Origin of the sequence: Komagataeibacter diospyri, assembly GCF_043995075.1 — a bacterium.
Lineage (GTDB): Bacteria > Pseudomonadota > Alphaproteobacteria > Acetobacterales > Acetobacteraceae > Komagataeibacter > Komagataeibacter diospyri.
The window spans coordinates 2,610,770-2,623,671 of the sequence record NZ_CP171836.1; the positions used below are offsets into that span (position 1 = coordinate 2,610,770).

Here is a 12,902-nt window from a genome sequence, read left to right on the forward strand (position 1 = left end):
GTGGAGACACTGATGGATACGTCCGTTGCCCGTCCCGAACTGCTGCTGGTTGCCGATGCCGTAGCGCGGGAAAAGTCGATCGACCGTGAAGAAGTGCTGGAAGCGATGGAACAGGCCATCCAGAAGGCCGGCCGCGCAAAATACGGTCATGAAAAGGATATCCGCGCCACCATCGACCGCAAGACGGGCGATGTCCGGCTGTCGCGCTGGACCGAAGCGGTCGAGACGGTGGAGAACGAGGAAACCCAGATCCCGCTCTACATCGCGCGCAAGTTCAAGCCCGAGATCCAGCTGGGTGAATACCTGATCGATCCGCTGCCGCCCATCGACTTCGGTCGCATCGCGGCGCAGACGGCAAAGCAGGTCATTGTCCAGCGCGTGCGCGAATATGAACGCCGCCGCCAGTTCAACGACTTCAAGGACCGCGTGGGCGAGATCGTCAACGGCACCGTCAAGCGTACGGAATACGGCAACCTGCTGGTCGAGATCGGGGATGCCGAAGCCCTGCTGCGCCGTGATGAACTGATCCCGCGTGAAAGCTTCCGCAATTCCGACCGCGTGCGCGCCTACATCTATGATGTGCGTGATGAGCCGCGTGGCCCGCAGATCTTCCTGTCCCGTACGCATCCGGCATTCCTTGCCAAGCTGTTCGCGCAGGAAGTGCCCGAGATCTATGATGGCATCATCGAGATCAAGGCTGTGGCCCGTGACCCCGGTTCGCGTGCGAAGATGGCCGTTATCTCCCGCGATGCATCGATCGATCCGGTTGGTGCCTGCGTCGGTGTGCGAGGTCGCCGCGTTCAGGAAGTCGTGAAGGAACTGCAGGGCGAAAAGATCGATATCATACCGTGGAGCCCGCAGGCCGCGACCTTCGTCGTCAACGCCCTTGCCCCGGCTGAAGTCAGCAAGGTGGTGATGGATGAGGAAGCTGGCCGGGTCGAGGTTGTCGTCCCTGATGACCAGCTCAGCCTTGCCATCGGACGGCGTGGGCAGAATGTCCGCCTTGCCAGCCAGTTGACGCGCTGGGACATCGACATCCTGACTGAAGCCGAGGAATCGGAACGTCGTCAGGAAGAATTCCGTCGCCGCAGCAACCTGTTTGTCGAGGCGCTGGATGTTGATGACGTCATTGCCGGCCTGCTGGTGACCGAAGGGTTCCATTCCATCGAGGAGCTGGCGTTTGCCGACTCCGAGGAGCTGGCCAACATCGAAGGTTTTGACGAGGACGTGGCCAGTGAACTGGTCCGTCGCGCCGAAGGCTACCTTGCGGGTCAGGAAGAAGAACTGGATAACAAGCGCCGGGCGCTTGGTGTCACCGATGACATCGCGGCGCTTGGTGTGTTCACCAACCAGATGCTGGTGACGCTGGGTGAGAAGGGCGTGAAGACGCTTGATGATCTGGCTGACCTTGCCGGTGATGAACTGGTTGAAATCCTCGGCAGCGATGCGATTGATGAGGATGCAGCCAACGAAATCATCATGGCAGCGCGTGCGCACTGGTTTGATGAAGACGACAGGGCTGGTGAAGACAGGGCCGACGAACAGGAGACGTCCGACGTCTGAACAGGGACATCTGACCGCGGAAGACGCGGGCGATATGGGACATGAAGAGCGCGGTCCGCTGCGCCGCTGTGCCGTCACCCGTGTCCGGCTGCCGAAGGAGGAAATGATCAGGTTTGTCATTTCCCCCGACGGAGTCGTGATCCCTGATCTTTCCGCACGTCTGCCCGGACGGGGAATTTGGTTGAGCGCGCGTGCGGATGTGTTAGAAACAGCACGCACACGTGGCGCATTCGCACGTGCGGCAAGGGGAAGGGTTGTTATTCATCCTGACCTGACCCATCTTATTGAAGACGGGTTGCTGCGGCGCATGATGGATGTTGCAGGACTGGCGCGGCGGGCCGGACAGATTGTCTGTGGTTTCGCCAAGGTGCGTGAGTGGGTTGTGGGCGGTCGGGCCGGTCTGGTTATCCAGGCCGCCGATGGCAGCCCCGACGAGAGGAAGAGAGTTTTGTCTGGTGCACGGGACCTTCCGGTTACGGTTGTTCCTACGGCATCGGGTCTGGGTGCGGCATTTGGCCGCGACCATGTTGTTCATGCGGCGATGCTGCATGGTGAACTGGCGCGCCGTTTCCGTATCGAGAGTGAACGTTTTGCGGGTTTGTCCGGCAGGGCCAGCCCGAATTCGGCGGAGTGTTCCGCCGGACGGTGTGAACAGGCGGGTACATGAGCGAAGGCAACGATCAGGATCAGGGTAAGGGACGCTTGTCCCTGCGGCCGGCGGGCCGTAGGGAAGTCGGACGGACGGTGGATGCCGGTTCCGTGCGACAGAGCTTCAGCCATGGTCGGTCAAAAGTGGTTCAGGTCGAGGTGCGCAAGAAGCGCGGGGCCGGGGCCGCAGGTAACGGATCGGGGCCGGCTGGCGGTCGCGCCGGGGGACGGGGAGGTCGCGCGCTGACGGCAGCCGAGCTGGCAACCCGCCAGCGCGTGCTGGACGAACAGCGCCGCGCCGCCATCCAGCGCGAAAAGGACGCGCGCGAGCAGGAGAAGATCACGATCCTCTCTGCTGCGGAAGAAGCCCGTCGCCAGGAAGAGGAAAATGCCCGCCGTGCCGAAGAAGAGGCACGCGCAAAGGCAGATGCAGCGGCTGAGGTCGAGGCTCGCAAACAGGAAGCCCGCAGTGCCGCGGCACAGGGCGCGTCCGAACCGGCGGAATCCGCCGAACCGGAAGGGCCGGTTGTCTCTTCCGTGCCAATTCCCGGTGAGGTCACGCTTGCGCCGCCGATGCAGCGTCTGCGTCCGCTGGCCGAACGTGCGATCATGCCGGCACAGCCGCTGCGTCCCGCGCGTCCGGCAGGTGGCGGCAATGCTGCAGGTGGTGCCGGACGTACTGCCGCTGGTGCAGGTGAGACCCTGCGCCTGCGCAGTGGCCGTGCGGAAGGGGGCGAGGAAGAACGTCGTCCCAGCCGTCGACCCGGCAACGCCGCGCCCGGTCGCCGCCCCTCGGGCGGTGCGAAGAAGAACAATGACAGCCGTCGCGCTGGTCGCATTGACGTGCAGGCCGCGATCGAAGGGGATGACGACAAGACCCGTTCGCTCGCATCCGTTCGCCGTCAGCGCGAGCGTGAACGCCGCCAGGCCGAACTGGAACGCCTGCGTTCCGACCAGGTCCGTGTGGTGCGTGACGTGGTCCTGCCTGAAACCATCACGGTGCAGGAACTTGCCAACCGTATGGCTGCCCGTCAGGGCGAAGTCATCAAGGCACTGATGAAAATGGGCGTCATGGCGACGGTTACGCAGTCGCTCGATGCGGATACCGCTGAACTGGTCGTACAGGAATTCGGTCACCGCGTGCGCCGTGTGTCCGACAGCGATGTTGAAATCGGGATCGAGGGGATCGAGGACAAGGCCGAGGACCTCAGGCCGCGTCCGCCGGTCGTGACCGTCATGGGTCATGTCGATCACGGCAAGACCTCGCTACTTGACGCGCTGCGCACCACCGATGTCGCCAATGGTGAAGCCGGTGGCATTACGCAGCATATCGGTGCGTATCAGGTAACCCTGGCATCGGGTGCGAAGATTACCTTCATTGACACCCCGGGTCATGAAGCCTTTACGGCCATGCGTGCCCGTGGTGCATCGGTAACCGACGTGGTGGTGCTGGTGGTTGCGGCGGATGACGGTGTGATGCCGCAGACGATCGAAGCCATCAAGCATGCCAAGGCGGCTGATGCCCCGATCATCGTGGCGATCAACAAGTGCGACAAGCCGGGTGCGAACCCCGACCGCGTGCGTCAGGAACTGCTGAACCACGAAATCGTGGTGGAAAGCATGGGCGGCGATACACAGGATGTCGAAGTTTCGGCGCTCAAGCGCACCGGGCTGGACAAGCTTGAGGAAGCCATCCTGCTGCAGGCCGAAATTCTTGATCTGAAAGCGAATCCGGATCGTGTTGCCGAAGGTTCGGTTATCGAAAGCCGTCTTGACCGTGGTCGTGGCCCGGTTGCGACCGTGCTGGTCCAGAAAGGCACGCTGCGCCGCACCGATATTGTAGTGGCCGGGGCCGAATGGGGCCGCGTTCGCGCCATGATCGACGACCGTAATCGCCAGCTGGGTGAAGCCGGTCCGTCGATGCCGGTTGAAATCCTGGGTATTACCGGCGTGCCGGGTGCAGGTGAGCCGTTCGTGGTGGTCGAAAACGAGAATCGCGCACGCGAAATCTCGGAATTCCGTCAGCGCGTGATCAAGGATCGCACGGCAGCCGGCCAGACTGCTGCACGCGGCACGCTGGACCAGATGCTGGCCCGTATTCAGGCCGGTGCGCAGAAGGAAGTTGCCGTCCTGATCAAGGCGGACGTGCAGGGTTCGGCCGAGGCGCTTGAAGCCACGGTGCAGAAGCTGGAGCATGAGGAAGTCAAGATCCGCGTGCTGAACGCCACGGTCGGCCAGATCACTGAAAGTGATGTGCAGTTGGCCAAGGCGTCCGGCGCCGTCATCATTGCCTTTAACGTCCGCGCCACGGCGCAGGCGCGTGAACTGGCGCAGCGTGAAGGTGTGGATATCCGCTACTATTCCATCATCTATCAGGTTGCTGATGATGTGGAACAGCTGGTCCGTGGCAAGATTGCGCCCAAGCATCGCGAAAAGTTCCTTGGTTACGCCGAAATCCGCAAGGTTTTCGAAATTACCAAGGTGGGCAAGGTCGCTGGTTGTTACGTTACCGAAGGCGTGGTCAAGCGTGGCTGTGGCGTGCGTCTGCTGCGTGACAACGTCGTGATCCATGAAGGTGAGCTGAGCCAGCTCAAGCGCTTCAAGGATGATGTCAAGGAAGTGGCGCGCGGTTACGAGTGCGGCCTGTCCTTTGCCGGGTATAATGACCTGCGCGAAGGTGATGTGGTCGAATGTTATGAAATGGAACTCGTCCCGGCATGAGCCGTAATTCATCCAGAAAAGGGATGAGCGAGAGCGGGCCGGCAGGGAAACTTGCCGGCCATTCCGCGTCTGGTCCCTCACAGCGCCAGTTGCGCGTGGCGGAAGAAGTCCGCCGCGTGCTGGCGGAAATATTTGCCCGCACGGAATTCCGTGACCCGGATCTGGCGGATGTGCGCATTACGGTGACCGAAGTGCGTATCTCACCCGATCTCAAGCATGCCACCGTATTCGTGGCGCGTCTGGGTCGCAGTGATGTGGCGGAACTGCTGCCCGCGCTCAAGCGTGTGACGCCTTTCCTGCGCACGCGTCTGTCCCATGCGCTCAGGCTGCGGGGCGTGCCCGATCTGCATTTCCAGCCCGATACGGCACTGGATTACGCAATGGAAGTCGATAACATGTTGCGTCAGCCGGAAGTCAGGCGCGATCTCGAAGACTGAATCTTCCCGGCCCTGCGGCAGAATCAACTCTCTACTGAATAAAAATTTTTGGTGAAGCTTTTTCAGGGCCTGTTGGGAATTATCTTGAATTAATGATTGCGCCAACGAGATAGATCATGGCTTCGAATGATCTGTCTGTTTTTTCGCTGCGCATGGCGATGCGCTTGAACTCCTTGAGCTTGCAGAAGAAGTTCTCAATGAGATGGCGTGCTTTGAACAGGGCCCCATCGAACGGGCGTCTGTCGAGGCGGTTTTTGCGCTGGGGGATGGCCACGCAGGCCCCTTGCGCGCGTATGGCGTCCACGATCCAGTGGACATCGAAAGCCTTGTCAGCAAGAATTCCTTTAAAATCAGCTGGTTCGAGAAGAGGCGCAACGCCGACCGTATCGTAATGCTGGCCGGGGATAAGCGTGAAGCGGACCAGATTACCCAAGGCGTCGGTCATGGCGATGATCTTCGTTGACCACCCCGTTACACTCCGCCCTATCGCCTGGCTTCGGGTCCCCCTTTTGCGCCTTGGCCGTGGCGGTGAACCCGGACCACCGTACCGTCAATCATCGCGTATTCCATATCGGCATCGTCAGAGACAGCGTCAAAAAGCCGTTTGAAAACACCGGCTTTCATCCAGTCACTGTAGCGCGAATAAACCGAGTTCCAATGTCCGAAATACGTCGGCAGGTCCCGCCACGGACTACCGGTCCGGGCGATCCACAGGACCGCCTCGATGAAGAGGCGGTTATCCTTCCCGCTGCGTCCCTGATCCGTCTTCTTGCCAAGGCACAGCGGTTCCATTTTCGCCCATTGGGCATCCGTCAGTATGAAGCGATCCATATGGTCTTTGAAACACATCATGGCCCTTTAGAAAACTCAATTCCCAACAGCCCCCAAAAAGCTTCAGAAGAACGTCGGCTTTTTAAAAGATGGCACCCAAGAACTTTTTATTATTCCTATAAAATAAGGCCGGACTGGCATTATGCCATGACCGGCCTTTTTTCATGGTCCCGATATGGGAAAGGGGTCAGTTACGCCGCCCCATCAGCAGTAGCTGCGGGTTACGTTCCACATCGGTGGCAAATCCACGCAGCGCGGACGCGGCAGCAGCAAGGTCACGTAGCGACGAATCGATATTGGAACGATCGGCCGTGCTGGGGGCGGTAATGTCATGCAGGCCAGCCAGCGCGCCCTTGGCCTCGGTTACCGTTTCATTGGAATTGACCAGCAGGGTATGTAGTTCGTTGCCACGCGCATCCAGCTGCGCCGTGCCGGTATCGGCCAGATGGTTGATGGATGCCAGTGTCGTATCCATCTGGTGGTCAAGGTCACGGATCGCATCGGTCGCGGTGTCCACCGTCACCCGCGTATGGTCGGACGTGGCGCGCACGCTGTCCACCAGCGGGGGCAGGTCCTTGTCCAGCTTGTCTGCCAGCGTACGGATGCTGACCAGCATGGCATCGGCATTGTTGGCGATGTTTTTCAGCGGCAGCGCCGTCAGCGCGTCGGTCAGCTTCTGCATTTCCGATTCACGTGCCGGGATTTCCGGCAGCGGGCTGATGCCGGGATGCAGGTGCGCGGGCACGCTGGGGTCAAAGGTCAGGTCGATTTCTTCCTGTCCCGTGACAAAGCTCTGCATATGCAGTTCGGCGCGTAGCCCGTTTTCCACCAGTTTCGGAAGTTCGCGGCTGTCCAGCACCTTGCCATGGCTGCCCGCCATGTGCGCGCCATTGGCCTGCAGTTCCAGGGTGACGGGAATGAAGGCCTGATGCGTCTGGGGATCAAACTGGACGGCAATATGGTCCACGTGGCCGACCTGCACCCCGTCGAAGGTGACGGGGGCGCCTACGCCCAGCCCATTGATGGGGCTGTCGAACACCACCACGGCCCGACTGGTGGGGGAAAAGGGATGAAACTGTCCGAACAGCGCTATGGCCGTCACACCAAGCAGGGCTCCACCCAACACAAATGCACCGACCGTGGTCTGCCGTTCAGCCATGGTGTTCAGGTCTCCCTAGACGCAGAATAAAAAACGATTGCGGACACATTTGGCCATGTGTCCGTTTGCTGCAAGATGACATTACATCCACGACTGGCAAAGCGGGCTGCGGGGATGGCAGGCATGTGCCCGCTTCGCCTTTTACCACGTGTGGCGCAGGCGGCCAGCCCCGGTGACGGAATGGGGCATTGCCGTGCATGCGTGCCTCGTCTAAACGCACGGCATTCCTCCCCCCTCATTGATCAAGGTGCCTGCAATGGGACGCAAACGTGGACGCCCGCTCGATGGCTGGCTGATAGTGGACAAGCCATTGGGAATGACATCCACCCAGGTGGTGGGCCGGGTGCGTTACCTGTTTGACGCGGCCAAGGCGGGACATGGCGGTACGCTGGACCCGCTGGCGACGGGACTGCTGCCCGTGGCCTTTGGCAGGGCAACCAAGACCGTGCCTTATATAATGGATGGCACCAAGCGCTATCATTTCACCCTGCGTATCGGGGAAGCGCGCGATAGTGATGATGCGGAAGGCAGCGTGACCGCCGTATCCGACGTGCGACCCGACAATGCCGCGTTTGAGGCGGCCCTTGCCGCCTTCCGTGGCGACATCATGCAGGTGCCGCCGGTCTTTTCGGCGCTGAAGGTCGGGGGGAAGCGGTCTTATGATATGGCGCGCGCGGGCAATGCGCCGGAACTGGTCCCCCGTCCGGCGCGGATTGACCGTTTTGAACTGATTGCGCGCCCCGATGCAGACACGGCGGTGTTCGAGGTGGAATCGGGCAAGGGCGTGTACATGCGGGCGCTGGCCCGCGATATCGCGCTGGCCTGTGGCACGGTGGGACATGTGGCGGCGCTGAGACGGCTGAACGTCGGGCCTTTTGATGAATCCCATGCGATTCCACTGGACAAAATTGTCGCAAGCGCCGACAACGCGCCTGCTCCACCGGATCTGTTGCTTCCGGTCGCGACCGCGCTGGCCGACATCCCGGCGCTGGCCCTGACCCGTGAGGAAGCGGATGCCCTGTCATTTGGCCAGGCAATAGACCTGAACCAGCTGGCGGACCGGATGCCGGATCACGTTGACCCCCGTTCGGGTGTCGTGCGTGCGATGGATGGGGCGCGTGTGGTCGGGCTGTGCCGCCCCGAAGGCGGGCTGCTGCGATCGGTACGCATGCTGTGAACCGAATTATCAATGGAGATGACGATGTCGATTACTGCTGAACGCCGCACGGCGCTTATTGGCGAATACCGCAACGCCGAGACGGACACCGGTTCGCCGGAAGTACAGGTCGCCCTGCTGACCGAGCGGATCGTGAACCTGACCGATCACCTGAAGACCCATGCGAAGGATTTCCATTCGCGCCGTGGTCTGCTGATGCTGGTCGGTCGCCGCCGCCGCCTGCTGGACTATGTCAAGCGCAAGGACCAGGCCCGTTACGAAACGCTCATCAAGCGCCTCGGCCTGCGTCGCTGATTTGCGACATGGGGGGAACGTGGTCATAATGCGTTCCTCCCGCACGACCCGCACGGACACGGCGTATGCACCTGCATGCCCGTGTCCGGTCGGGTTGGCTATTTTCCGGTGTCCGTGACCAAACGGGTGCCATCAACACGCTGCCGACGCCACGGCGGAGATGTCCGGACCGGATCGCAGCGTTTCAGGCCACATGGTGTTCTGGCGGTATGTGCCGTCATCACTCCATGCCGTCCGAGGCGCTGCCATCAACGTTCCAATGTCCGGCCCGCCTGCATTGCGGCAGTCAACGGACAGGGTTGTCTGGATGTTTAATTATTTTCGCAAGGAAATCGAATGGGGCGGCCGCCCGCTGGTGCTGGAAACGGGCAAGATCGCCCGCCAGGCCGACGGCGCGGTTGTCGTAACCTATGGTGATACGGTGGTGCTGTGCACGGCCGTTGGCGCCAAGAGCGTGAAGCCGGGGCAGGATTTCTTCCCGCTGACGGTCAACTATCAGGAAAAGGCTTACGCCGCGGGCAAGATCCCCGGTGGCTTCTTCAAGCGCGAAGGCCGCCCGAGCGAGGCCGAAGTCCTGAACTCCCGCCTGATCGACCGTCCGATCCGGCCGCTGTTCCCCGAAAACTTCCGCAATGAAGTGCAGGTCGTCGCCACCGTGCTGAGCCACGACATGGAAAACGACCCCGCCGTCGTGGCGCTGATCGGCTGTTCGGCTGCGCTGACGCTGTCGGGCATTCCGTTTTTCGGCCCTGTGGGCGCGGCCCGCGTGGGGTATGCCAATGGCGAATACGTACTGAACCCGACCATTTCCCAGCTCAAGGAAAGCGAGTTGGATCTGGTCGTGGCCGGCACGTCCGAAGGTGTGCTGATGGTCGAGTCCGAGGCAGTGGAACTGTCCGAGGACGTGATGCTGGGTGCGGTGACGTTCGGTCACGAAGCCTTCCAGCCGGTGATCGATGCGATCATCGACCTGGCCGAAAGTGCCGCCAAGGCCCCGTGGGATCTGGCCGAGCCGACGGCTGAGGAAATCAAGCTGCGCAAGAAGGTGGACAAGGTCGGTCGCGCCCTGATTGCCGATGCCTACAAGGAACGTACCAAGCAGGTGCGTTACAAGAAGGTTGCCGCAGCCCGTGAAGCCATCCTCGCCAAGATCGGTGAGGCCGATGCTGACGCCGCCAGGCCCATGATCAAGGATCTGGAAGCTGACGTGGTCCGCACCGAAGTGCTGGATACCGGTTTCCGTATCGATGGCCGTGATCTGGAAACGATCCGCCCGATCGTGTCCGAAGTCGGTATCCTGCCGCGCGCGCACGGTTCCGCCCTGTTCACCCGTGGCGAGACGCAGGCCCTTGTGGTCGCGACCCTTGGTACCGGTCAGGACGAACAGATCGTGGATGCGCTGGAAGGCGAATACCGCAACAACTTCATGCTGCATTACAACTTCCCGCCCTTCTCGGTCGGTGAGTGCGGGCGTATGGGTTCTCCCGGCCGTCGTGAAATCGGTCATGGCAAGCTGGCATGGCGTGCGATCCACCCGCTGCTGCCGGGCAAGGATACCTTCCCGTACACCATGCGTGTCGTGTCCGAGATCACGGAAAGCAACGGTTCGTCCTCCATGGCGACCGTCTGCGGTACCTCGCTTGCGCTGATGGATGCCGGTGTGCCGCTGAAGCGCCCGGTCGCGGGTATTGCCATGGGTCTGATCAAGGAAGACGAGGATTTCGCCGTCCTGTCCGACATCCTTGGTGATGAAGATCACCTGGGCGACATGGACTTCAAGGTGGCGGGCACCGAGCAGGGTGTGACCGCGCTGCAGATGGACATCAAGATCACGTCCATCACGCCGGAAATCATGAAGATCGCGCTGGGGCAGGCCCGTCAGGGTCGTCTGCACATCCTTGGTGAAATGGCCAAGGCGCTGACTGAAGGCCGCACGGATGTCTCGTCCTCCGCACCGAAGATCACCACGATCTCGGTTCCGAAGGAAAAGATCCGCGACGTGATCGGTCAGGGTGGTAAAGTTATCCGTGAGATCGTTGAATATTCGGGTGCGAAGATCGACATCAACGATGACGGCACGATCATGATCGCCGCGTCGTCCGACGATCAGGCCGAAAAGGCCATCGAACGGATCCGTGGCATCGTGGCGGAACCCGAAGTGGGTCACATCTATAACGGCAAGGTCGTCAAGACCGCCGATTTCGGTGCGTTCGTCAACTTCCTGGGCCCCCGTGACGGGCTGGTTCACATTTCCGAACTGGCGCAGGGCCGTGTCTCCAAGACGACCGATGTCGTCAAGCAGGGAGACGAGGTGAAGGTGAAGGTGCTGGGCTTTGACGATCGCGGCAAGGTCAAGCTGTCCATGCGCGTGGTCGATCAGGAAACCGGTGCCGATATCACCGAGACAGTGGGCGCGAAGCCCGGTCGTGCGCCCGCGCGCTAAGACGCGGCGCCGACCTGTATGACACCCGGCGGCGGGGTGTGCCTGGTATGGGCATACCCCGCTGCGCGGGCAGACACATGACGATGGAATGGTGATGAAGCCGATCAATGCGATCCGTATGGGCGGGACGGATATTCTGCCCCTGGTCGAAGGGGGGAAGGGCGTCTCGATCTCAACCGGCATATCCGCCGGGCACTGGGCGGCAGCCGGGGGGGCTGGCACGGTCTCGATCGTGAATGCCGATTCCTATGATAAAGATGGCAACGTCGTCCCTCAGGTCTATCATGGTAAAACACGGCGCGAGCGGCACGAGGAACTGATCGATTACGCCATTCGTGGCGGGATCGCGCAGGCCCGCATCGCGCATGAAATCGCAGGCGGCAAGGGACGTATCCATGCCAATATCCTGTGGGAAATGGGTGGTGCGGAACGTGTCATAAACGGCGTGCTGGAAGGTGCGCCGGGGATGATCCAGGGTCTGACCTGTGGTGCGGGCATGCCGTACCGCCTGTCGGAAATCGCGGCGCGATTCGGCATTCATTATTATCCCATCGTATCGTCCGCCCGTGCGTTCAACGCCCTGTGGCGACGTTCGTACCACAAGACGGGTGAGCTGCTGGGTGCGGTGGTATATGAAGATCCGTGGCGTGCGGGTGGTCATAATGGCCTGTCCAACACCGAAAACCCGCTGGCGCCGGAAGACCCGTTTCCCCGCGTGCTGGCGCTGCGCAAGCAGATGCGGGCCTTCGGTCTGGATGACACCCCCATCATCATGGCCGGTGGCGTATGGTGGCTGGAGGAATGGCAGGACTGGATCGATAACCCCGAACTCGGGCCGATCGTCTTCCAGTTTGGCACCCGTCCACTGCTGACGCGTGAAAGCCCGATTCCCGATGCGTGGAAACAGCGCCTGCTGACGTTGAAGAAGGGGGATGTGTTCCTTAACCGTTTCTCGCCCACCGGCTTCTATTCGTCGGCGGTGAACAATTCGTTCCTGCGCGAATTGCGGGGGCGGTCGGAACGCCAGATTCCGTTCTCCCCTGAATTACTGGGTGAACACACGGCGGCACTGGCCATCGGCGCACGTGGACGGCAGGTTTTTGTCACCCCGGCTGATGCGCAGCGTGCGCGGCTGTGGACGGAAGAAGGCCATACCGAGGCCATGCGCACGCCGGATAATACGCTGGTGTTCGTGGCCCCGGAACGGGCGCGGGAAATCCTGGCCGATCAGGGGGCATGCATGGGTTGCCTGTCGGAATGCCGCTTTTCCAACTGGTCACAGAAGCCGCCCGCCTATTCCAACGGGCACAAGGCGGACCCGCGTTCCTACTGCATCCAGAAAACGCTGCAAACGGCGGCCCATGCCCATGGGCCGGATCAGGCGGAAGTCATTGACCACAACCTCATGTTCGGTGGCACCAACGCATGGCGTTTCGCGACCGACCCGTTCTATGCCAATGGCTTCGTGCCCACCGTGGCGCAACTGCTGGAACGGATCATGACCGGGCGTTAGGCCGGTGGTCTGTACCATGTGAAAAAGGCCGGATCCCGTAAGGGGACCGGCCTTTTTTCATTATAAAAATAACAGAAGTTTCTAGGTGCCGCCGTTTTTTCAAAAATGCGGCGTTT

10 protein-coding genes are annotated in these 12,902 nt (G+C 61.2%); 8 read left to right on the plus strand and 2 right to left on the minus strand.

Annotated elements, in window-relative coordinates; all coding sequences use genetic code 11:
* Window positions 1–12: 12 nt before the first annotated feature.
* Genes nusA through rbfA form a run of 4 tightly spaced genes read left to right on the plus strand, consistent with a single transcriptional unit; the run spans window position 13 to window position 5,369 of the window.
* Window positions 13–1,563, plus strand: a complete 1,551-nt coding sequence (gene nusA, locus ACE2AA_RS12240) for a transcription termination factor NusA (RefSeq protein ID WP_141261689.1) — start codon at window positions 13–15, stop codon at window positions 1,561–1,563.
* A 34-nt stretch (window positions 1,564–1,597) separates the two neighbouring features.
* Entirely contained in the window at window positions 1,598–2,230 is a 633-nt protein-coding gene (locus ACE2AA_RS12245) for an RNA-binding protein (protein ID WP_141261690.1), read from the plus strand.
* Window positions 2,227–4,932, plus strand: coding sequence for a translation initiation factor IF-2 (gene infB, locus ACE2AA_RS12250; RefSeq protein ID WP_141261691.1), 2,706 nt, complete (start codon window positions 2,227–2,229; stop codon window positions 4,930–4,932). The genes ACE2AA_RS12245 and infB overlap by 4 nt, the downstream gene beginning before the upstream one ends.
* A gap of 23 nt (window positions 4,933–4,955) precedes the next feature.
* A complete protein-coding gene (gene rbfA, locus ACE2AA_RS12255; RefSeq protein WP_010509158.1) occupies window positions 4,956–5,369 on the plus strand; it encodes a 30S ribosome-binding factor RbfA in 414 nt (137 codons plus the stop codon).
* Between the two features lie 79 nt (window positions 5,370–5,448).
* Here the strand turns inward: rbfA and ACE2AA_RS12260 are convergent.
* Both ACE2AA_RS12260 and ACE2AA_RS12265 read right to left on the minus strand, forming a co-directional pair.
* Window positions 5,449–6,200, minus strand: a protein-coding gene (locus ACE2AA_RS12260; RefSeq protein ID WP_395372138.1) for an IS5 family transposase whose coding sequence is annotated in 2 segments (ribosomal slippage) — window positions 5,449–5,870 and window positions 5,870–6,200 — 753 coding nt in all. Because the reading frame shifts where the segments join, the coding sequence is not laid out codon by codon here.
* A gap of 187 nt (window positions 6,201–6,387) precedes the next feature.
* A complete protein-coding gene (locus tag ACE2AA_RS12265) occupies window positions 6,388–7,359 on the minus strand; it encodes an MlaD family protein (protein ID WP_141301767.1) in 972 nt (323 codons plus the stop codon).
* A gap of 256 nt (window positions 7,360–7,615) precedes the next feature.
* Here ACE2AA_RS12265 and truB point away from each other — a divergent pair, with 256 nt between their 5' ends.
* The 4 genes from truB (at window position 7,616) to ACE2AA_RS12285 (ending at window position 12,786) form a co-directional block, all read left to right on the plus strand.
* On the plus strand, window positions 7,616–8,536 hold the full coding sequence (gene truB / locus ACE2AA_RS12270; protein ID WP_141261693.1) for a tRNA pseudouridine(55) synthase TruB: 921 nt from the start codon (window positions 7,616–7,618) through the stop codon (window positions 8,534–8,536).
* A 24-nt stretch (window positions 8,537–8,560) separates the two neighbouring features.
* On the plus strand, window positions 8,561–8,830 hold the full coding sequence (gene rpsO, locus ACE2AA_RS12275; RefSeq protein ID WP_014105875.1) for a 30S ribosomal protein S15: 270 nt from the start codon (window positions 8,561–8,563) through the stop codon (window positions 8,828–8,830).
* 307 nt (window positions 8,831–9,137) lie between these two features.
* Window positions 9,138–11,273 (plus strand): polyribonucleotide nucleotidyltransferase, encoded by a 2,136-nt coding sequence (pnp, locus tag ACE2AA_RS12280; protein WP_141261694.1) that lies wholly within the window; start codon window positions 9,138–9,140, stop codon window positions 11,271–11,273.
* A 94-nt stretch (window positions 11,274–11,367) separates the two neighbouring features.
* Window positions 11,368–12,786 (plus strand): nitronate monooxygenase family protein, encoded by a 1,419-nt coding sequence (locus ACE2AA_RS12285; protein WP_141261695.1) that lies wholly within the window; start codon window positions 11,368–11,370, stop codon window positions 12,784–12,786.
* Window positions 12,787–12,902 lie beyond the last annotated feature (116 nt).